This window comes from Nocardioides sp. S5-5 (assembly GCF_054954065.1).
Genome location: NZ_CP199913.1, coordinates 2,981,108 through 3,000,635, shown reverse-complemented (window position 1 = coordinate 3,000,635; position 19,528 = coordinate 2,981,108). Strand labels below are relative to the sequence as shown.

The window sequence follows — 19,528 nt, the reverse complement described above, 5'->3', positions numbered from 1 at the left end:
CAGTCAGCGGCGGCCGATGATGCCGATCACGGGCGGCATCTTGGAGTCCACGATGTAGACCCGGAAGCCGCCGTCGCGCAGCTGATCGGACGCCTTCGCGAGGATGTCGGACACCTGCTCGGGACGCGTGGTGTCGAAGAAGAGGTTGACCGAGCCGCCGGGCATCAGCCGCTCGTGGAGCAGCGCGATCTCCTCGTGGGCGTCGCGCACCCAGAACAGGTTGACGTCGAAGGCGAACACCTTGGTGAGGCGCTTGACCGGCACCCGCAGCGTGGCCAGGTCGATCTGGCGCACGGTGAGCCTGCCGGCGGCGATGTGCTCGGCGCAGCGGGCCTTGGTGCGGTCCACCCCGGCCTCCGAGCGGTCGATCGCGAACATCTTGCCCTTGCCCTCGAGGCGTCGGCAGATGAGGTCCGCGGCCGCGCCGTTCCCGCAGCCGATCTCCAGCACGTGGTCGTTGGGCTGGACGTCCATGAAGTCCACCGCCCACCGGATCCGGGCCGGGATCTTGTTCACCATGGGGGTCAGCCTGCCAGAACGCGGGCCGGCGCGACGCACTACCTTGGTGCCGTGAGTGTACGTGTCGCGGATCAGGGCGCCGCAGAGCGCCTCCAGGTGGGTGTCCTCGGAGCTCGGGGCAAGGTCGGTGCCGAGGTCGTCAAGGCGGTCGAGGGTGCCGACGACCTGGACTTCACCGTGGGTGTCGACCAGGGTGACCCGATCTCCTCGCTGATCGACACCGGCACCCAGGTGATCGTCGACTTCACCCACCCCGACGTGGTGATGGACAACCTGCGCTTCTGTGTCGAGCACGGCATCCACGCCGTCGTCGGTACGACGGGCTTCGACGACGCCCGCCTCGGCACGCTGCGCGGCTGGCTGGCCGAGCGCCCCGGCACCGGCGTCCTGATCGCCCCCAACTTCTCCATCGGGGCGATCTTGATGATGCGCTTCGCCGCCGTCGCCGCGCCCTTCTTCGAGTCGGTCGAGGTCGTCGAGCTGCACCACCCGACCAAGGCCGACGCCCCGAGCGGTACCGCCGGCCGCACCGCCGAGCTGATCGCGGCGGCCCGCCGCGAGGCCGGCAGCGCGCCCATCCCCGACGCGACCAGCACCGGCCTCGACGGGGCCCGGGGCGCCGATGTGGACGGGGTGCGGGTCCACAGCGTCCGGGTGCGCGGTCTGGTCGCCCACCAGGAGGTCATCCTCGGTGGCTTGGGGGAGACCCTCACCATCCGGCACGACTCGCTCGACCGGGTTTCGTTCACGCCCGGCGTGTTGACCGGCGTACGCAGGATCGGCTCGTTCCCGGGGCTCACCGTCGGGCTCGAGCACTTCCTCGACCTGGGCTGAGGTTTTCCCGGCGTAACGTCATTCGTTCCGTGGGCGATCGCCCACGGAACGAATGACGTTACGCCGGGAAAACCTCAGAGCAGGCGCACCAGCGCGGCCGCGGCAGCCGAGCCGAACACCACGACGAGGAACGGCGCGCGGGCGAGGAGCAGCAGCACGGCCACCCCGAGGGCGAGTACCCGCGCGTCGAGCACGAGGGCACGTCCCTCGGGGGCGGCCAGCACCTGCACCGTGACCAGCGCAGCGAGGAGCGCGACCGGGATCAGGTCGGCGATCCGGGCCACCAGCGGGTTGCCGAGCACGCGAGCGGGCACCGAGAGCCCCGCCAGCTTGAGCAGGTAGCAGCCGACGCCGGCGCCGAGCACGGCCCACCAGATCATCGCGTCAGCGCTCCCACGAGCACGGCCACGCCGGCGGCGACCAGCACGGGTACGCCGGCGGGGGTCACCGTCACCGCGCCGGCGGCCACCAGCGCCGCGAGCGCCGCGGTCGCCTTCAGCACGGGCGTCGTGAGCCGCGGCCACAGCAGGGCCACGAAGGCGGCGCCCACGGCGGCGTCCAGGCCCAGGTCACGGGGGTCGCCGAGCTGTTCGCCGGCGAGCGCGCCGGCGAACGTCGTGAGGTTCCAGAGCACGAAGATGGTCAGCCCGGTCGTGAGGAACCCGGTCCGTGCCAGCTCCCGGCTCGGCCGGGTCACCGCCATCGCGGTCGACTCGTCGATGAGGACCTGGGCCGCGGCGTACCGGCGCCAGCCGCGGTAGCCCAGCAGCGGGGCCATCCGCAGGCCGTAGAGCGTGTTGCGGGTGCCGAGCAGGAGTGCGGTGAGGGCGCCGGCCAGCGGCGTCCCGCCCGAGCCGAGGACGCCGGCCAGGGCGAACTGGGAGGCGCCGGTGAACATCACCAGCGACAGCGCACAGGTCTGGGCCAGGCTCAGTCCGGACGCGACGCCGACCGCGCCGAAGCTCAGTCCGTAGGTCCCGGTCGCGATCGCGACGCCGAGGCTGTCGCGAACGACGGTCCGCCTGGTCGGCTCGCTCATCGGCTAGGCCAGGGCGGTGTGCAGCCGGATCTGCTTGACCGTCGTACCGGCCTCGTCGGCGAGCTCCCGGCTCGCGCCGTCGGCCGCCCAGCCGGCGCTGGTCAGGAACGCGCGCAGCACATCGTCGGTCGCGCCGACCCAGCACACCGCGCGCGTGAAGCCGTCGGCGCCCAGGGTGTCGGCGCAGGCCTGCAGCAGCCGGGAGCCGTGGCCGGCGCGGGTCGCGTCGGGCGCGATCGTGAACTCGGCCATCTCCCCGTCCGCGGCCGGGTCGGCGTCGGGGTCGGGGTTGGGGCCGGTCAGCGCGAAGCCGATCACCTGGTCGCCGGCCAGCGCGACGAGCGCGCGGTGCCGGGCCTCGGGCGGGCGGGACAGGGACTGGCGCCAGGCCTCGGCGAGGGTCACCGCGTCGAGCGCCGCGCCGCCGTCGTAGCGCTGCTGCCAGGCGCGGAGCTGGACCGCCGCGATCCCGGCGGCGTCGGCCGGCCACGCGACCCGTACGGAGACGTCAGCTACGACCATGCCGGCCATCTTGTCAGGGCGCCGGTGTGGCCCGGGCACTCGTGGTCATTTCGGAGGTTCTTCGGGGTGTCCCGCACCCCGTGTCCGCACCTCGCGGCGTTGCAGACGCTGGCGAGACGACCCGGCGCCCTTGCCATCCCACGCGCTGGACGACGCCGGCGTCCGCTGGGAGTTTCACAACACGACCTAGGGTCGGGGCATGGAGATTCGCAACCTTGGGGCGAGTGGGCTCCGCATCTCGGCCATCGCCTACGGCAACTGGATCACCCACGGCTCGCAGGTCGAGGAGGACGGCGCGCTCGCGTGCGTACGCCGCGCGCTCGACGAGGGGATCACCACCTTCGACACCGCCGACGTCTACGCCAACACCGCCGCCGAGACCGTCCTCGGCCGGGCCCTGGCGGGGGAGCGGCGCGAGGGCCTGGAGATCTTCACGAAGGTGTTCTGGCCGACCGGCCCCGGCAAGCACAACGACCACGGGCTCTCGCGCAAGCACATCCTGGAGTCGATCGACGGCTCGCTGCGCCGGCTCGGCACCGACTACGTCGACCTCTACCAGGCGCACCGCTACGACCACGAGACACCGCTGGAGGAGACCATGATCGCCTTCGCGGACGTCGTGCGCTCGGGCAAGGCGCTCTACATCGGCGTCTCGGAGTGGCGCGCCGAGGAGATCCGCGCGGCCGCCGGGCTGGCGCGCGAGCTGCGGGTGCCGCTGGTCTCCAACCAGCCGCAGTACTCCATGCTGTGGCGGGTCATCGAGGCCGAGGTGTTGCCGACCTGTCAGGAGCTCGGCATCGGGCAGATCGTCTGGTCGCCGATCGCCCAGGGCGTGCTGACCGGCAAGTACCTCCCGGGGCAGGCCCCACCCGCCGGCTCGCGTGCGACCGACGAGAAGGGCGGGGCCAACGACATCGGCCGGTGGCTGCGCGACGACGTGCTCGAGCGGGTGCAGCTGCTGCGACCGATCGCCGAGGAGGCCGGGCTGTCGCTCGCCCAGCTGGCGGTCGCCTGGGTGCTGCAGAACGACAACGTCTCGGCCGCGATCATCGGCGCCAGCCGGCCCGATCAGGTCACCGAGAACGTCAAGGCCGCCGGGGTCCGGCTGGATGCCGACACCCTCGCCGCGATCGACCAGGCCCTCGACGGCGTCGTCACCTCCGACCCGTCGCGCACCCGCTCCCCGCGCCGCTCGGAGATCCTCGGCTAGGGGCTACCGGTCGTAGTCCTCCGGCAGCGGCTGGCCGATCTTCACACGAGCCTTCGGCAGCCGCATGAACTTCATCTGCATCGACCGGGTCAGGGCGTAGTAGGTCGTGCCCTTGAGCGGCTCGTCCGGGAAGCGGGTCCTCAGCTCGCGGCGCAGGCGGAAGCGGAGCACCAGCATGTCGGTCACGACGAACAGCACCGTGGCGAGCAGCACCATGCTGCTGGCCTGCACGAGCGCGGAGCTGCCGGTGTAGCCGAGCATCAGGCCGACGATCATCAGCGGAATGACCATCTCGACGATGGAGAAGCGACGGTCGACGTAGTCGCGGATGAACCGACGCACCCGGCCCTTGTCGCGGGGCAGGAAGTAGCGCTCGTCGCCGTTCTTCATGCCCTGCCGGATCTTGCGGCTCTCCTCGGCGCGGAACGCGCGCGACCGCCGTCCGGCCGCACGGCGGTCGGAGGGGGCCTTGGCGCGCGCCTTCGCGGCGGCCTCGGCCTCCTTGCGGGTGGGCGTCGGCCGACCCTTGCCGCCGACCTTGCCCTCGCCGGCCGGGGTGGCCGGCTCGGAGGCGGTGGGGGACTTGGTGCGCTTGAACACGATCAGGCCTTCCGGACCAGTGGGCGGTCGATGGACCCGGCGTCAGTCACGGTGGGACTTCCCGGGCAGGTCGAGCATCCGCTGGAGCGCGGTCAGCGCGTCGGCCTCGGTCTGCGGGTCGACCTCGATCTGGTTGACGACGACGCCCTCGACGAGGTTCTCCAGCGCCCACACGAAGTGGGGCAGGTCGATCCGGTTCATCGTCGAGCAGTAGCAGACGTTGCGGTCCAAGAACATGATGTTCTTGTCCGGGTGGGCGTTGGCGAGGCGCTGCACGAGGTTGAGCTCGGTGCCGATCGCCCAGCTCGAGCCGGCCGGCGCCGCCTCGATGGTCTTGATGATGAACTCGGTGGAGCCGACCAGGTCGGCCTTGAGCACGACCTCGTGCTGGCACTCGGGGTGGACCAGGACGTTGAGGTCCGGCACCTTCGCGCGCAGCTCGTCGATGACGTCGGCGGAGAACCGGCCGTGGACCGAGCAGTGGCCCTTCCACAGGATCATCCGGGCGCCGGCGAGCTCCTCGGCGGTGAGGCCGCCGCCCGGGAGCAGCGGGTTCCACACGACGCACTCGTCGAGGGAGTAGCCGAGCTGCAGGACCGCGGTGTTGCGGCCGAGGTGCTGGTCGGGCAGGAACAGGACCTTGGTGTCCGCGCCCTTCCGCTGGAAGGCCCAGTCGAGCGCGACCTCGGCGTTGGACGAGGTGCATACGACGCCACCGTTGCGGCCGCAGAACGCCTTGATGTCGGCGCTGGAGTTCATGTAGGTGACCGGTACGACGACGTCCTGGACGCCAGCCGCGGCCAGCGCCTCCCACGCCTTCTCGACCTGGGCGATCCGCGCCATGTCGGCCATCGAGCAGCCGGCCGCGAGGTCGGGCAGGATCACCTTCTGGTCGGGCCCGGTGAGGATGTCGGCGGACTCGGCCATGAAGTGGACGCCGCAGAAGACGATGTACTCCGCGTCCGGGCGCGCCGCCGCGTCGCGGGCGAGCTTGAAGGAGTCGCCGGTGACGTCGGCGAACTGGATGACCTCGTCGCGTTGGTAGTGGTGCCCGAGCACGAACAGCCGCTCGCCGAGCCTCTCCTTGGCCGCGCGGGCGCGTGCCACCAGGTCCGGGTCCGAGGGTGCCGGCAGGTCGCCGGGGCAGTCGACGCCGCGTTCGGAGAGCGCGTCCGTGCCGCGGCCCAGGGGCAGCAGCGGGAGGTCCACGGTGGTCATGGCCACATTCTAGTTTGGTCCGACAGCGCGACAGCAGCGCCCCGTGGTGGACGTACGGCGCGGGCGGGACCCTGCCGCGCAGCGCGGGCCGCGCCCGAAGGTCGCCAGACACCAGATCTCCTCGCGGCACGGGCTGGTGGCGAAGGCGATCAGCTCGCCGTCCTGCTCGGCGACCCGGCCTGTCCGGGGCGGATCGGCAGGTCCCGCACGCCGGCGACTGTCGACGTCCACCATGATGGGGCGCATGCGGATTCTGGTCGCCCCCGACAAGTTCGCGGGCACCCTCACGGCGGTCGAGGCCGCCGAGGCGATCGCGGCCGGCTGGCGCCGGCACGCGCCGGACGACGAGCTGGTGCTCGCGCCCATGTCGGACGGCGGGCCGGGCTTCGTCGACGTCCTGCACGCGACCCTCGGCGGCGAGCTGCTGGCCGTGGTGGGGGAGGCGCCGCAGGGCCACGAGGTGCCGGCCACGATCCTGCAGGTCGGCGAGACGGTCTACATCGAGAGCGCCCAGGTCTGTGGCGTCCACCTGACCGGAGGCAGGCTCGGCGAGTTCGGTACGACGGTCGGCGTCGGCCGCCTGCTCCTGGAGGCCGTCAACGCCGGGGCGCGACGGGTGGTGGTCGGGCTGGGCGGCTCGGGGACCAACGACGGGGGCGCCGGGTTCCTCGCGGCTCTGGGCGCGGATGCGGATGTCGCCCTCGACGTCGGCGGGATCTTCCTGGACGGGGTGAGCCGCGTCGACCTGAGCATTCCGCGCGGTCTGGTGGACGGTGTCGAGATCGTCGTCGCGACCGACGTCGACAACCCGCTGACGGGGCTGTTCGGGGCGAGCAAGACCTTCGGCCCGCAGAAGGGGCTCGACGAGGAGGCCCAGGTCCTGCTCGACGGCTTCCTGGAGGGGTTCGCGGCGGCGACCGACCGGCGGGTCGCGCTGGAGCCGGGCGCGGGCGCGGCCGGCGGCCTCGGCTTCGCCCTCATGCTGCTCGGCGGCACCCGGGTCTCCGGGATCGAGCTGGTCGCCGAGGCGGTGGGTCTCGCCCGGCAGGCGCGTGACGCCGACCTGGTCGTCACGGGCGAGGGCGCCTTCGACTTCAGCAGCCGGGCCGGCAAGGTGCCGGCCGGCGTGGCGGCGGTCGCGGCCGACGCGCTGCGCCCGTGCGTCGTACTGGCGGGCCAGGTCCTGGTCGGCTCCCGGGAGATGCGGGCTCTGGGCATGGACGCGGCGTACTCGCTCGTCGACGCCGTGGGGGAGGAGCGGGCCTTCGCCGACCCCTCGGGCGCGCTGAGCGAGCTCGCCTCGCGGGTCGCGCGCACCTGGTCGAGCTGAACCCCTCGCCCTCGGACTGGAACGTGTTCTAGATTGCTCGGGTGACAGACCTCAGAACCCGCTTCGACGACCTCTACTACTGGCTGGAGCGTGACGCGTGAGGACGACGGCCTACCTCGTCGAGGAGCCCGGAGGCGACTTCGTCGCCGCCGAGGTCGAGCTCGACGAGCCCCGGGACGACGAGGTCCTGGTTCGCATCGTCGCCACCGGGTTGTGCCACACCGACCTGACCGTGCCGGCCATGCTGCCGCGGGAGATGCTGCCGACCGTCGTCGGCCACGAGGGCACCGGCGTCGTCGAGAGGGTCGGCGCCGCGGTGAGCGGCATCGAGGTCGGCGACCACGTCGTGCTCAGCTTTCGCTCCTGTCGTCGGTGCGGGCCGTGCCGGGCGGGCGACGTCGGCTACTGCGAGCAGTCCCTGCTGCTCAACTACATGGGCATGCGGGCCGACGGCTCGACCACCATGAGGCGAGGCGAGCAGACCGTCTTCGGGAGCTTCTTCGGTCAGTCCAGCCTCGCCCGCCACGCCCTGGCGTACGCCGACAACTGCGTCGTCGTCGACAAGTCCCTCGACCTGACCCGGCTGGCGCCGTTCGCCTGCGGCTTCCAGACCGGCGCCGGGACCGTGCTCCATGTGCTCGATCCCGCGCCCGGCGAGCCGATCGTCGTGTTCGGCGCCGGCGCGGTCGGGCTCGCCGCGGTCGCCGCCGGGCGGGGCGCCGGGGTGGAGACGGTCGTCGCGGTCGACCCGGTGGCGAGCCGTCGCACCCTCGCCGAGGAGTACGGCGCCCACGCGGTCGACCCCGCCGACGAGACCTCAGGACCGGTCGAGGAGCGGGTCAAGGCGCTGACCGGCGGCGGAGCGGCGTACGCGATCGACACCACGGCGATCCCGGCCGTCGTCTTGCAGGCGCAGCGCTCGCTGCGCTCCCGCGGCATGCTGGTCGCGCTCGGGCTGGGCGCGCCGGAGTACACCATCGACGCCATCGACCTGCTCCAGTCCGGCAAGATCGTGCGCTCCTCGATCGAGGGGGAGGCCGACCCGCTGGCCACGATCCCCGAGCTGATCGCGTTGCGCGAGGCCGGGAGGTTCGACGTCGACCACCTGGTCACGACGTACCCGTTCGGGAGGATCGCGGACGCCGTGGCGGACTCGAGGTCCGGCGCGGTCGTCAAGCCGGTCCTCGTGTGGGGGGAATAACCAGGACTGTGCGACCATTGGGCTAGTCGAACACCGACCCGACACACCTGGAGTGAGCATGAGCGACAGCTGCTGCGGAGGCGGCCACAGCCACGAGGCCCCCGGCGCGACCACGACCGTCGCGGCCCCGGTGGACCTCGACCGCCGTGAGGACCAGATCAACCTGAGCCCGGTGGCGGCCACGAAGGTCAAGAGCCTGCTCGAGCAGGAGGGGCGCGACGACCTCTCCCTGCGGATCTCGGTGCAGCCCGGAGGCTGCTCGGGTCTGCGCTACCAGCTCTTCTTCGACGAGCGCACCCTCGACGGCGACGTCGTGACCGACTTCGACGGCGTGGGCGTCGTCGTCGACCGGATGAGCGTGCCCTACCTCAACGGCGCGGTCATCGACTTCGTCGACACCATCGAGAAGCAGGGCTTCACGATCGACAACCCGAACGCCACGGGCTCCTGCGCCTGCGGCGACTCGTTCCACTGAGTCATCGCCTCGCGACGACGAAGGCCCCAGCCGATCGGCTGGGGCCTTCGTCGTTCCCGCGGCGTACGCGGGACGTCAGTCCAGGTGGAGGTGCAGCGCGTTGGCGAGGCGCTGGGCGGCCTCGGAGATCTGGATGTCGCGCTTCGGCACCTCGCGCGGCAGGGCGTCGAAGTGGATGCTCGGGGCGGGGCGCGTGGCCTGGACGGCGGCGTCCTGGAGGCGGCGGCTCACGGCCTGACAGTCGGCGTGCAGCTCGGCGAGGCTGGCGAACTCTTCGTACGACGGCATGTCATCGACGCTAGGCGTTACTTCCCGGTAGACCCAGAGGGAGCGCCGTCGGCTGGGCTAGCCTTCCGTACCGTGACTGCACCCACGGGCTCCCTCCTGATCGCCGGCTCGATCGCCACCGACCACCTGATGACCTTCGGCGGCCGGTTCGCCGACTCGCTGGTCGTCGAGCAGCTCGACAAGCTGTCGGTCTCCTTCCTGGTCAACGACCTCGAGATCCGCCGCGGTGGCGTGGCGCCCAACATGTGCTTCGGCCTGGCCCGGCTCGGCCTGCGGCCGGTCCTCGTCGGCGCCGCGGGCGAGGACTTCGCCGACTACCGCTCGTGGCTCGAGCGCAACGGTGTCGACTGCGACTCGGTCCACATCTCCGAGAGCAAGCACACCGCCCGCTTCGTCTGCACCACCGACACCACGATGGCCCAGTTCGCCTCCTTCTACCCCGGGGCGATGAGCGAGGCCAGCCAGATCGAGCTGCTCCCGATCGTGCAGCGCGTCGGCCCGCCGACCTACGTCCTCATCGGCGCCGACGACCCCGACGCCATGAAGCGGCACACCGAGGAGTGCCGCCAGCGCGGCTACGCCTTCATCGCCGACTGCTCCCAGCAGCTCGCGTTCGCCGAGGGCGAGCTGATCCGTGACCTGATCGACGGCGCGGCGATCCTGTTCTCCAACGAGTACGAGTCGCACGTCATCGAGAAGAAGACCGGCTGGAGCGCCGAGGAGGTCCTCGCGAAGGTCGGTCTGCAGGTCACCACGCTCGGCAAGGACGGCGTCCGGGTCACCTCCAAGGACGGCACGTCGTTCGAGGTCCCCGCCGCCAAGGACGTCGCCGCGGTCGAGCCGACCGGTGTCGGCGACGCCTTCCGCGGCGGCTTCCTCGCCGCGCTGTCGTGGGGCAGCTCGCTCGAGCGGGCCGCCCAGGTCGGCTGCGTGCTCGCCGCCTACGTCGTCGAGACGGTCGGCACCCAGGAGTACGACTTCACCCACGAGCAGTTCGTGGGCCGGATCCGCGAGTCGTACGGCGACGAGGCGGCCGACGAGGTCGGCAAGCACCTCGGCGCCTAGTGTCCCCCAACGCAGCAGGTGGGGACTTGGGAGACACGACCTGGCGACCAAGGATCGCTAGGGCCGCAGCAGCGCGTCGAGGTCGAGCTCGACCTCGCCCCAGTCGCCCACGGTCACGGTGTCGGTCGGGGACTCCCGACATCGACACATCCGTGCTCCTCGCATGATGACACGCATCCGTGCCGAGGAGCGTCGAGCAGCCGCTGACGGCCGGCAGCCGACTATCCACAGGTCAGCCGAGCCGGCGCACCACGTAACGGGGCGCGCCGTCCTCCGCGGCCTCCTCGCCGACGTACTCCTGCCCGCGCATCCGGCACCACGCCGGCACGTCGTGCCGGGCCGCCGGATCGCGGGCGACGACGGCGAGCAGCTCGCCGACCGCCACCGACGGCAGCGCCTTGGCCAGCTCGATGATCGGGCGGGGGCAGGGCAGGTCGCGGCAGTCGATCTCGGTCGTCACAGGCCGGCCTCCGAGCGGATCCGGCCGACCTCGTCGGCCAGCGCGGCGCACAGCGCCTCGACCTCCTCGCCCGTGGTGTCGCGGCCCAGGGAGATCCGGACGTTGCCGTGGGTGAGTGCGCCCATCGCGGCCAGCACGTGGCTCGGCTCGAGGGTCGAGGCCGTGCAGGCCGAGCCGCTGGCGACGCCGAAGCCCCGGCGGGCGAGCGCCGAGACGATCTCGTCGCCGCCCACGTAGAGGCAGGAGAAGGTCACCAGGTGGGGGAGCCGGGCCACCGGATCGCCCACGACCTCGGTGTCGGGCAGCGCCGCCGCGGCCGCCCGGATCCGGTCGACCAGGGCGTGCTGGCGCGCCGCCACCTCCTCGCGCTCGGCGAGCACCGCCTGCAGCGCGGCGGCGGCGGCCAGCGCGGCCGGCACGTCGGGGAATCCGCCCAGCTGGTCCAGGCCGTCGTCGCCGGGGAACGGGTTGGTCCACCGAGTGCCGCGGCGCACCACGAGGACGCCGATGCCGGCGGGCCCGCCCCACTTGTGCGCCGACGCCGTCAGCGCGTCCCAGCGGCGGGGCAGTGCCACGTGTCCGACGGCGGCAGCCGCGTCCACCAGCAGCGGTACGCCGGCCGGCAGGTCGAGCTCGTCGACGGGCTGCAGCGTCCCGACCTCCTGGTTGGCCGCCTGCAGCGCGACCGCGCCCACCCCGGGCTCGCGCGCGGCGACGGCCATCGCGGCGAGGTCGACCCGCCCGGTCGCGTCGACCCCGACGCTCGCGTGGCCGGGGGAGGCGCGCCACTGGACCGCGTGCAGCACCGAGGAGTGCTCGATCGCTCCGTGGACGATCCCGTCGCGTCCCGTCGCCGCCGTCAGCCCGAGCAGGCCGCGGTGGACGGCGTCGGTCCCCGACGCGGCGAAGCCCACCTCGTCCGGCCGGGCGCCGAGCGCCTCGGCCACCACCGCCCGGGCGTTGTCGAGGAGCAGCCGCGCGTCGCGCCCGGCGGCGTGGAGGCGCCGCGGGTCGCCGTACCCGCGGTCGAGAGCGGCCAGCAGGGTGGTGCGCGCCGCCGGGTGGAGCGGGGCCGACGAGGCCGAGTCGAGGTAGACCTCGGAGGTGCTGCTCACCCTCCGACCCTAGTTGAGTCGGGTCCGTACCTTCGTACGACGCCCCACACGTCCCGGATGACCCACCCGCCGCCCATGCCAGGGTCGCTCTCCGCTAGTGTTCGCAGTGGTTCTGACCCTCGAGAGGAAGGCTCGTTCGTGGGCTGGTGGCACCCCGAGCGCACGCGTGGCGCGCAGCGACGACTCCGTCGCGCGACCCCGCTCGCCGGATTCGTCGTACTCGCGCTCGCGCTGTCCGGCTGCTCGACCGATACCCAGTGGGAGCGGTTCGGCATGCCGGAGATCACGACGGTGCAAGGTGAGCACATCCTGCACCTGTGGCAGGGCGCCTGGATCGCCGCGCTGGTCGTCGGCGTCATCACGTGGGCGCTGATCATCGGCGTCCCGCTCTGGTTCCGTCGCCGCAGCGACGACGAGGTCCCGGTGCAGACGCGCTACAACCTGCCGATCGAGATCTTCTACACGATCTTCCCGGTCATCATGGTCATCGCGTTCTTCTCGCAGACCGTTCGGGTGCAGAACATCGCGCTCGAGCACGACCCGAACCCCGACGTGGTCGTGACCGTCGTGGGCCAGAAGTGGCAGTGGACGTTCAACCAGCCCTACGAGGGAAAGAACGTCTTCGTGTCGGGCACCGGCGAGGACATCCCGGACCTCGTGATCCCGGTCGACAAGACGATCGAGTTCCAGCTGCGCAGCCCCGACGTCATCCACAACTTCGGCATCCCGGCCTTCGCGATGCGCATGGACGTCGTCCCCGGCAACAAGAACTCCTACCAGGTCACGCCGACCGAGATCGGCGACTACGACGGCAAGTGCTACGAGCTGTGCGGCGTCTACCACTCGCGGATGCTCTTCAACGTGAAGGTCGTCTCCGAGGCCGACTACGAGACCTACCTCGCCCAGCTCGCCAAGAACCCCGACCACGTGTCGGACGAGCCCGTCGAGGGCGGCAAGTACGCCAAGCAGCCCATCAACGACGACGAGGGAGAGCACGAGTGACCACTCTCGCGCGTTCCGCGGACTTCCCCGAGCGCAAGCCGCTCGGCCAGCAGATCGTCCGCGCGCTGACCACGACCGACCACAAGCTGATCGGCAACCTGTATTTCGGCACGGCGCTCGCCTGGTTCATGGCCGGCGGCATCATGGCGCTCCTCATCCGGTCCGAGCTCGCCTACCCGGGCAGCCAGATCGTCAACGAGGAGCTCTACAACCAGCTCTTCACGATGCACGGCACGATCATGCTGCTGCTGTTCGCGACGCCGCTGTTCTTCGGCTTCGGCAACGCGATCATGCCGCTGCAGATCGGCGCGCCCGACGTCGCGTTCCCGCGCCTGAACATGTTCAGCTACTGGCTGTACCTGTTCGGCGGCCTGATCGCCGGCGCCGGCTTCCTCACCCCGCAGGGCGCCGCGTCGTTCGGCTGGTTCGCCTACACCCCACTGTCCGACTCGGTCAACAGCCCCGGCGTCGGCGGCGACCTGTGGATCATGGGTCTGTGGATGGCGGGTCTCGGCACCATCCTGGGCGCGGTCAACTTCATCACCACGATCATCTGCATGCGCGTCCCCGGCATGACCATGTTCCGGATGCCGATCTTCGTCTGGACCGTGCTGATCACGGCGATCCTGGTGCTGATCGCGTTCCCGATCCTCGCCGGCGCGCTGCTCTCGCTCGAGGCCGATCGTCAGATCGGCGCCCACGTCTTCGACTCCTCCCATGGTGGAGCGATCCTGTGGCAGCACCTGTTCTGGTTCTTCGGGCACCCAGAGGTCTACATCATCGCCCTGCCGTTCTTCGGCATCATCTCCGAGATCCTCCCGGTCTTCAGCCGCAAGCCGATCTTCGGCTACGTCGGCCTGGTCGGCGCGACGCTCGGCATCGCGATCCTCTCGGTGGCGGTGTGGGCGCACCACATGTTCGTGACCGGAGCGGTCAACCTGCCGTTCTTCTCCGGCATGACCTTCCTCATCGCCGTGCCGACAGGCGTGAAGTTCTTCAACTGGATCGGCACGATGTGGGGCGGATCCGTGCGCATGGACACTCCCATGCTCTGGTCGATCGGCTTCCTCACGACCTTCCTCTTCGGTGGTCTGACCGGCATCATCCTGGCCAGCCCGCCGCTGGACTTCCACGTCTCCGACTCCTACTTCGTGGTGGCGCACTTCCACTACACGGTGTTCGGCACGGTCGTGTTCGCGATGTTCGCCGGCTTCTACTTCTGGTGGCCCAAGCTCACCGGACGGATGCTCGACGAGCGCCTCGGCAAGATCCACTTCTGGCTGCTGTTCATCGGCTTCCACACCACCTTCCTGGTCCAGCACTGGCTCGGCATCGAGGGCATGTCCCGCCGCTACGCCGACTACCTGCCCCGGGACGGCTTCACCACGCTCAATCAGGTATCGACGATCGGCGCGTTCATCCTCGCCTCCTCGATGCTGCCGTTCTTCTACAACGTCTACGTCTCCCGCAAGGGCCCGCTGGTCAACACCGACGACCCGTGGGGCTGGGGCCGGTCGCTGGAATGGGCCACGAGCTGCCCGCCGCCGCGCCACAACTTCCACACCATCCCGCGGATCCGCTCGGAGTCGCCGGCCTTCGACCTGCACCACCCGGAGATCGCCGCCATCGAGATGTACGACGAGCCGGTCGCCTCGGGTGCCGGTGCCAAGGAGGTCGACGCCTGATGAGGGTCGAAGCATGGATCTTCGGCGTGACGACGGTCTTCCTGGTCCTGGTCAGCCCCGCCTACTGGTTCATCACCGACGGCAGTGACCACGGCGCCGACTGGACCGGCACCTCCGCCCTGGTGATGACCACGCTGCTGTGCGCGATGGTCACGCTCTACCTCGGCTTCCACGCCAACCGGATGGACGCCCGTCCGGAGGACCTCAAGGACGGCGAGATCGCCGACGGCGCCGGTGAGCTGGGCTTCTTCCCGCCGTACTCCTGGTGGCCGCTGTGGTGCGCCGGGTGCCTCGGCCTGATCGTCTTCGCGCTGGCCGTGCTGGCCTGGTGGCTGCTGATCATCGGGTTCGTGCTCGGCGCGGTCGCGCTCAGCGGCTGGGTCTTCGAGTACTACCGCGGCGTCTACGCCCACTGATCGGCCCAGGCCGAGCCCCGCTCAGCGCTCTCGTCGGCGGTGTCGCACCTCACGGTGTGACACCGCCGACGTGCTTCCCAACCGAGAATCGTCGGTGCCGGCAGGTACCCTCGTGGGGTGCCTTCCCCGCTGACACGCTCCCGATCGCGCGCCCTGCGCGCCGCCGCCGTCCTGGCTGCCGTCGCGCTCGTCGCCGCTGCCTGCGACGGCTCGGGATTCGTCCCCGGCGTCGACGACCCCGCTGCCGACGAGACCACGGCGGCGGCCGCCTCCGAGGCGATCGTGACGACCAACGTGAAGGACGACGCCTCCGGCGTACCCGTCGACAAGGTGGTCCGGGTCAAGGCCGAGAAGGGCACGCTCACCACGGTGGTCGTGAAGTCCAAGTCCGGCCGGGTCGAGGGTGAGCTCCGCGCCGACGGCACCCGCTGGGTGTCCTCGGGCGGACTCGAGCCCGGCACCCGCTACCGGGTGCGCGCCGTGGCCCGCAACGGCGACGGCAAGGAGGCCGAGAGCGTCTCGACGTTCACCACCCAGGCGCTGAGCCTGAGCCAGCAGACCTACGCCTCGATCGCGCCCCTGCAGGGCGAGACGGTCGGCGTCGGCATGCCGGTCATCGTCACCTTCGACGTCCCGGTCACCGACCAGGCGAGCTTCGAGAAGCACATGACCGTCACCTCCACGCCCGCGCAGCCGGGCTCGTGGCACTGGGTCAGCAGCAAGGAGGCGCACTGGCGCCCCGAGACCTACTGGCAGGCCGGCACCAAGGTCAGCGTCGACGTCGGCGTCAACGGCGTCAGCGCCGGCGGCGGCATCTACGGCCAGGAGGACCGCAAGGTCGACTTCGAGATCGGCGCCGCCCACGTCTACAAGGTCAACGCGCGCACCCACCAGATGAAGGTCGTCGAGAACGGCAAGCTGCTGCGCACCATCCCGATCACCACCGGCAAGCCCGGCTTCACGACCCGCTCCGGGGTCAAGGTCATCATGGAGAAGTACGCCCAGAAGCGGATGAACTCCGAGACCGTCGGCATCGCCCGCGGCTCCGCCGAGGCCTACGACATCGACGACGTCAAGTGGGCCATGCGCCTGACCAGCTCCGGCGAGTTCATCCACGCCGCCCCCTGGTCCGTCGGCTCCCAGGGTCACGCCAACGTCTCGCACGGCTGCACCGGCATGAGCACCGACAACGCCGCCTGGCTCTACTCGATGACCCGCCGCGGCGACGTCGTCGAGTATGCCGGCACCGACCGTCAGATGGAGCCCGGCAACGGCTGGGGCGACTGGAACGTCTCCTGGAGCGACTACGTCGCAGGATCCGCCCTCAGCTGACGTCGCCCGGACCGTCGACCCGATAGTCGCGGAGGACCCGCGCGACCGAGGCGACCAGAAGCACACCGACGGCTGCGCCGACGACCATCGCGCCCGGGTTGTCGCGGGTGGCCAGGTAGAAGTCGTTCTCCCGCCATGCGAAGCCGTGGTTGTGGGCGATGTTGTAGATCGCGCCGGGAAGGATCAGAGCGGCCTGGTAGCCGACGGCGACGATCGCGACCTTCCGTTCGAGCGGCCGCACGTGCGGAAGGCAGCAGGCGAGAAGGGGTACGAGGCAGGTGAGCGTCTCGAGACCCAGGCGGTTGCCCCAGAAGCCGGTGCCGCCGTGGAACTGGTTGAGCATCGCCTGGACGACGAGGTAGACCACGCCCGATGTGGCAAGGGCGCGGGTCCAGTCCGGTGAGGCACGCCAGCCCCGCACGACGGCGGGCGCCAGGACCAGCAGCACGGGCGTCCAGACGAGCAGACCAGCGCCGGGGGAGACCAGGTAGCCCAGGAGGTTGGTGATCCCGATCGTGCGCTCGGTCGTCAGGCGCTCGACACCGCCGTAGCCACCGGTCGCTGCGTTGAGCTCCCAGGCGCCATACATCCATCGTCCCCAGACGAAGGCCGCTGCCAGGAAGGGAAGGCTCGTGGCGGCCACGGTGAGGGCGATCGACGGCCGCCGCCGCCACAGGGCGAGGCCGAGGCCGAGGAGAGCCACGATGACGGTGACATGCAGCCGTCCCCAGAGGCCGATCCCGCCGAAGACTCCGACCAGCCACCATCGCTCGTGTCGAGCCGCCCACGCCATGCCCGCGATGCCGAGGCTCGTCACACCGTGGGTCCAGAGGGCGTCGGCGAGCACCGACCAGTAGGGGGTGGCGAACGCCAGGGTCAGCCCGGTCGCGATCAGTGCGTGGCGGGGGACGAGGTCACGGATCGACAAGAGCAGGAGCAGTACCGCCGTGGCGGCCAGAGCTGCCCCGGTCAATGCGCCCGGGACAGCAGACAGGGAGGCATCGGATCCCGGGTCGAGGCGCGCTTGGATCCAGTAGGCAGGGATGCCGGCGGCGATGACGCCCGGGGTCCTCGTGATCACCGCGTGGCCGTTGTCGTGGTTGAACACGGAGAACAGGATCAGCTTGGACCCCGGTTCGTGCGTCTCGTCGACGTCCACTCTCAGGATGTACCTGTCGCTCTCGAGGCCGTCCACCCATGGTGCGCCGGTGTGGGCGATCCGCCAGGACGCGGCTTCGGTGGAGGCGACGTCGGGTGTGCGCCAACCTGTCGAGATCGTCAGGCCGTAGACGGTTGCCAAGAGCAGCCAGCACAGCGCCCAGAGCGCGTTCTCGCGGCGTCGCGGCGGCCGGCCGGGCCCGGGGGCCCTGTGGCTCTTCGACAGCGTCGTGGCGGCAGGGGAGGTCACGGTGAGCACGCTAGCCGGACGGCAGCAGGTCCGGATCGTCCGACCCGGTCGAAATGACTCGGCGGCCGTAGTCCCTAGGGACTACGGCCGCCGAGTCGGACGGGATCAGTGCTCGGACGGACCGTGCCGGTTGGGGCCGGCGGCGATCTGCGACTCGAGCTCGTGGAGCTCGTGCTCGGCGTGGTGCTCGGCCTCGTGGAGCTCCTCGGCCGTGGGCTTTTGGACGTTGTCCGCGAAGAACACCGTGGCCAGCTTGGCCCGCAGCTTGCGCAGCCGCGCGCTGCGACCCGTGGCGCCGGAGGCCTCGATCTCCTCGACCGTCTCCGGCGTCGGGTCGTCGTCGCGGGCCGCGAGCGTGTAGGCATTGCCCTCGGGGAGGGGGAGGTGCTTCTCGGCGTACCCGCCCTCGGGGGAGCGGACCAGGACACCGGTCTCGTAGCCGTGGAGCAGCTTGCCCTCGTCGTGACGCTGGAGCGAGATGCACCAGCGCCGCGTGATGATGAAGGCGATGACCGGTCCGATGAACACCGCGCCACGCATGAAGTACGTGATCTCGTTGATGCTCAGGTGGAGCTTGATCGCGATGATGTCGTTGCCGCCCGCGGCCCAGGAGAGGCCGTAGAAGGTCATCAGGGCGACCATGATCGCGGTCCGGGTCGGTGCGTTGCGCGGCCGCTGGAGCAGGTGATGCTCCCGCTTGTCGCCGGTGATCCAGGCCTCGATGAACGGCAGCGCCATCAGGACCATCAGCATCAGCGGCGGCATCACGAGGATCGGGATCATCACGTTCCAGGACAGGGTGATGCCCCAGATGTGGGTCTCCCAGGCCGGGATGATGCGCAGCAGGCCGTCGGGCCAGCCCATGTACCAGTCGGGCTGGGAGCCCGCGGTCACCTTGGACGGGTCGTAGGGGCCGTACTTCCAGACCGCGTTGATCGAGAACAGGCCACCCATCGTGGCGATGGTGCCGAACACGATGAAGAAGAAGCCGCCCGCCTTGGCCGCGTAGACCGGGAGCATCGGGTAGCCGACGACGTTCTGCTCGGTGCGGCCGGGACCAGGCCACTGCGTGTGCTTGTGGTAGACGAGCAGCAGCATGTGGGCAGCCACCAGGGCGAGCAGCAGGCCCGGGATGAGCAGGATGTGCATGGCGTAGAAACGCGGGATGATCGCGTCACCGGGGAACTCGCCGCCGAACAGGAAGAACGACATGTAGGAGCCGATGACCGGCGAGGCCTTCATGAAGCCGTCCGCGGCCCGCACGCCGGTGCCGGAGAGCAGGTCGTCGGGCAGGGAGTAGCCGGTGAAGCCCTCGATCGTGCCGAGCAGCAGGAGCAGGCAGCCGATGACCCAGTTCAGCTCGCGCGGCTTGCGGAACGCGCCGGTCAGGTAGACGCGGAGCATGTGGATCATCATCGAGGCGATGAAGATCATCGCGCCCCAGTGGTGCATCTGCCGCATGAGCAGACCGCCACGGACGTCGAAGGAGATGTCGAGCGAGGAGGCGTACGCCGACGACATGTGGACGCCGCGCAGCGGGTCGTAGGCGCCGTCGTACTGGATCTCGGTCATGCTCGGGTCGAACCACAGGGTCAGGAAGACACCGGTCAGCAGGACGACGACGAAGCTCCACAAGGCGATCTCGCCCAGCATGAACGACCAGTGGTCCGGGAAGACCTTGCGGATGTTCTTCTTCATCGCCGAGCCGAGGCCGAGGCGCTCGTCGGCCCAGTTGGCGATGGCTCCGGCGGCCTTGCCACCCTTGGCGGTGGCGGGCGTCGTGCCATTCGTCGTGGCGACCTTGCTCAT

At 70.6% G+C, this 19,528-nt stretch carries 21 protein-coding genes; 10 read left to right on the top strand and 11 right to left on the bottom strand.

All coding sequences use genetic code 11. From position 1 onward, the window contains the following. Nucleotides 1–3: 3 nt before the first annotated feature. Nucleotides 4–519 carry a class I SAM-dependent methyltransferase gene (locus ACUP6Y_RS14205; RefSeq protein ID WP_462551388.1) on the bottom strand — a complete coding sequence of 172 codons (516 nt, stop codon included), beginning with the start codon at nucleotides 517–519 and terminating at the stop codon, nucleotides 4–6. A gap of 51 nt (nucleotides 520–570) precedes the next feature. On the opposite strand from ACUP6Y_RS14205, the gene dapB reads away from it, so the two are divergent. Beyond that, the gene (gene dapB, locus ACUP6Y_RS14200) at nucleotides 571–1,353 is read left to right on the top strand and encodes a 4-hydroxy-tetrahydrodipicolinate reductase (RefSeq protein ID WP_462551386.1); all 783 of its coding nucleotides are present in this window, start codon (nucleotides 571–573) and stop codon (nucleotides 1,351–1,353) included. A 74-nt stretch (nucleotides 1,354–1,427) separates the two neighbouring features. Here the strand turns inward: dapB and ACUP6Y_RS14195 are convergent, their stop codons facing one another. From ACUP6Y_RS14195 to ACUP6Y_RS14185, 3 genes are read right to left on the bottom strand one after another with little or no spacing between them, the layout of a single operon-like run. Then, entirely contained in the window at nucleotides 1,428–1,733 is a 306-nt protein-coding gene (locus tag ACUP6Y_RS14195) for an AzlD domain-containing protein (protein ID WP_462551385.1), read from the bottom strand. Next, a complete protein-coding gene (locus tag ACUP6Y_RS14190; protein WP_462551384.1) occupies nucleotides 1,730–2,392 on the bottom strand; it encodes an AzlC family ABC transporter permease in 663 nt (220 codons plus the stop codon). The genes ACUP6Y_RS14195 and ACUP6Y_RS14190 overlap by 4 nt, the downstream gene beginning before the upstream one ends. Nucleotides 2,393–2,395: 3 nt before the next feature. Beyond that, the gene (locus ACUP6Y_RS14185) at nucleotides 2,396–2,914 is read right to left on the bottom strand and encodes an N-acetyltransferase family protein (protein WP_462551382.1); all 519 of its coding nucleotides are present in this window, start codon (nucleotides 2,912–2,914) and stop codon (nucleotides 2,396–2,398) included. 199 nt (nucleotides 2,915–3,113) lie between these two features. Here ACUP6Y_RS14185 and ACUP6Y_RS14180 point away from each other — a divergent pair, with 199 nt between their 5' ends. Next, nucleotides 3,114–4,124 carry an aldo/keto reductase family protein gene (locus ACUP6Y_RS14180; RefSeq protein WP_462551381.1) on the top strand — a complete coding sequence of 337 codons (1,011 nt, stop codon included), beginning with the start codon at nucleotides 3,114–3,116 and terminating at the stop codon, nucleotides 4,122–4,124. 3 nt (nucleotides 4,125–4,127) lie between these two features. Here ACUP6Y_RS14180 and ACUP6Y_RS14175 read toward each other — a convergent pair whose 3' ends face one another. Further along, the gene (locus tag ACUP6Y_RS14175) at nucleotides 4,128–4,724 is read right to left on the bottom strand and encodes a DUF3043 domain-containing protein (protein ID WP_462551380.1); all 597 of its coding nucleotides are present in this window, start codon (nucleotides 4,722–4,724) and stop codon (nucleotides 4,128–4,130) included. 42 nt (nucleotides 4,725–4,766) lie between these two features. Further along, complete coding sequence (nadA, locus tag ACUP6Y_RS14170) at nucleotides 4,767–5,942, bottom strand: quinolinate synthase NadA (protein WP_462551379.1); 1,176 nt, start codon at nucleotides 5,940–5,942, stop codon at nucleotides 4,767–4,769. 244 nt (nucleotides 5,943–6,186) lie between these two features. Between nadA and ACUP6Y_RS14165 the strand changes: the two genes are divergently transcribed. From ACUP6Y_RS14165 to erpA, 3 genes are all read left to right on the top strand, one after another. Further along, on the top strand, nucleotides 6,187–7,272 hold the full coding sequence (locus tag ACUP6Y_RS14165) for a glycerate kinase family protein (RefSeq protein WP_462551378.1): 1,086 nt from the start codon (nucleotides 6,187–6,189) through the stop codon (nucleotides 7,270–7,272). Nucleotides 7,273–7,369: 97 nt separating this feature from the next. Next, nucleotides 7,370–8,473: an NAD(P)-dependent alcohol dehydrogenase gene (locus ACUP6Y_RS14160; RefSeq protein ID WP_462551377.1), complete on the top strand. Its 1,104-nt coding sequence runs from the start codon at nucleotides 7,370–7,372 to the stop codon at nucleotides 8,471–8,473. Between the two features lie 58 nt (nucleotides 8,474–8,531). Next, nucleotides 8,532–8,948 (top strand): iron-sulfur cluster insertion protein ErpA, encoded by a 417-nt coding sequence (erpA, locus tag ACUP6Y_RS14155; protein ID WP_462551376.1) that lies wholly within the window; start codon nucleotides 8,532–8,534, stop codon nucleotides 8,946–8,948. Nucleotides 8,949–9,023: 75 nt separating this feature from the next. Here erpA and ACUP6Y_RS14150 read toward each other — a convergent pair whose 3' ends face one another. After that, nucleotides 9,024–9,236: a hypothetical protein gene (locus ACUP6Y_RS14150; protein ID WP_462551375.1), complete on the bottom strand. Its 213-nt coding sequence runs from the start codon at nucleotides 9,234–9,236 to the stop codon at nucleotides 9,024–9,026. A 129-nt stretch (nucleotides 9,237–9,365) separates the two neighbouring features. On the opposite strand from ACUP6Y_RS14150, the gene ACUP6Y_RS14145 reads away from it, so the two are divergent. After that, nucleotides 9,366–10,301, top strand: coding sequence for a carbohydrate kinase family protein (locus ACUP6Y_RS14145; RefSeq protein WP_462556734.1), 936 nt, complete (start codon nucleotides 9,366–9,368; stop codon nucleotides 10,299–10,301). 232 nt (nucleotides 10,302–10,533) lie between these two features. On the opposite strand, the gene ACUP6Y_RS14140 is transcribed toward ACUP6Y_RS14145, so the two are convergent. Next, a complete protein-coding gene (locus ACUP6Y_RS14140) occupies nucleotides 10,534–10,761 on the bottom strand; it encodes a sulfurtransferase TusA family protein (RefSeq protein ID WP_462551374.1) in 228 nt (75 codons plus the stop codon). Then, on the bottom strand, nucleotides 10,758–11,876 hold the full coding sequence (locus ACUP6Y_RS14135; protein ID WP_462551373.1) for a cysteine desulfurase family protein: 1,119 nt from the start codon (nucleotides 11,874–11,876) through the stop codon (nucleotides 10,758–10,760). Before ACUP6Y_RS14135 ends, ACUP6Y_RS14140 begins: the two co-directional genes overlap by 4 nt. A 138-nt stretch (nucleotides 11,877–12,014) precedes the next feature. Between ACUP6Y_RS14135 and ctaC the strand changes: the two genes are divergently transcribed. From ctaC to ACUP6Y_RS14115, 4 genes are all read left to right on the top strand, one after another. Continuing rightward, nucleotides 12,015–12,878, top strand: coding sequence for an aa3-type cytochrome oxidase subunit II (ctaC, locus tag ACUP6Y_RS14130; protein ID WP_462551372.1), 864 nt, complete (start codon nucleotides 12,015–12,017; stop codon nucleotides 12,876–12,878). Next, complete coding sequence (ctaD, locus tag ACUP6Y_RS14125) at nucleotides 12,875–14,563, top strand: aa3-type cytochrome oxidase subunit I (protein WP_462551371.1); 1,689 nt, start codon at nucleotides 12,875–12,877, stop codon at nucleotides 14,561–14,563. The genes ctaC and ctaD overlap by 4 nt, the downstream gene beginning before the upstream one ends. After that, the gene (locus ACUP6Y_RS14120; protein ID WP_462551370.1) at nucleotides 14,563–14,979 is read left to right on the top strand and encodes a cytochrome c oxidase subunit 4; all 417 of its coding nucleotides are present in this window, start codon (nucleotides 14,563–14,565) and stop codon (nucleotides 14,977–14,979) included. The genes ctaD and ACUP6Y_RS14120 overlap by 1 nt, the downstream gene beginning before the upstream one ends. A 117-nt stretch (nucleotides 14,980–15,096) precedes the next feature. Then, nucleotides 15,097–16,311: a L,D-transpeptidase gene (locus ACUP6Y_RS14115; protein ID WP_462551369.1), complete on the top strand. Its 1,215-nt coding sequence runs from the start codon at nucleotides 15,097–15,099 to the stop codon at nucleotides 16,309–16,311. Here ACUP6Y_RS14115 and ACUP6Y_RS14110 read toward each other — a convergent pair. Next, nucleotides 16,304–17,719 carry a hypothetical protein gene (locus ACUP6Y_RS14110; protein WP_462551368.1) on the bottom strand — a complete coding sequence of 472 codons (1,416 nt, stop codon included), beginning with the start codon at nucleotides 17,717–17,719 and terminating at the stop codon, nucleotides 16,304–16,306. The genes ACUP6Y_RS14115 and ACUP6Y_RS14110 overlap by 8 nt on opposite strands. Nucleotides 17,720–17,824: 105 nt before the next feature. Then, complete coding sequence (qcrB, locus tag ACUP6Y_RS14105) at nucleotides 17,825–19,528, bottom strand: cytochrome bc1 complex cytochrome b subunit (protein WP_462551367.1); 1,704 nt, start codon at nucleotides 19,526–19,528, stop codon at nucleotides 17,825–17,827.